Below are 410 nucleotides of genomic sequence, written 5' to 3' on the forward strand. Positions count from 1 at the left end.
CCGAGTGGCCAAAGGGATCAGACTGTAAATCTGCCGGCACTGCCTTCGAAGGTTCGAATCCTTCCCCCTCCACCATTTTCGTCAGTAAGAATAGCTACGAGTAGGCCGCGGGCATCGTATAATGGCTATTACCTCAGCCTTCCAAGCTGAAGATGCGGGTTCGATTCCCGCTGCCCGCTCCAATCAAAAACGTTGCTGATATAGCTCAGGCGGTAGAGCGCATCCTTGGTAAGGATGAGGTCCCCAGTTCGATTCTGGGTATCAGCACCATCTTGACACCTCTCTTGCTATTAAAAACACTAAACTAACTTATATAACCGCCGTTTTGTTAAAAAGGGTCTATCCATGGCTAAGGCTAAATTTGAACGAGTAAAACCGCACGTAAACGTAGGCACCATCGGTCACGTTGA

At 48.8% G+C, this 410-nt stretch carries 2 tRNA genes; both read left to right on the forward strand.

Annotated elements, in window-relative coordinates:
• Positions 1-107: 107 nt before the first annotated feature.
• Positions 108-182 (forward strand) — tRNA-Gly (locus MN202_RS20525).
• 12 nt (positions 183-194) lie between these two features.
• Positions 195-270: transfer RNA gene (locus MN202_RS20530), tRNA-Thr, on the forward strand.
• Positions 271-410 lie beyond the last annotated feature (140 nt).

Origin of the sequence: Rheinheimera muenzenbergensis (assembly GCF_036984005.1) — a bacterium.
In the GTDB taxonomy this organism is placed as follows: Bacteria; Pseudomonadota; Gammaproteobacteria; order Enterobacterales; family Alteromonadaceae; genus Alishewanella; species Alishewanella muenzenbergensis.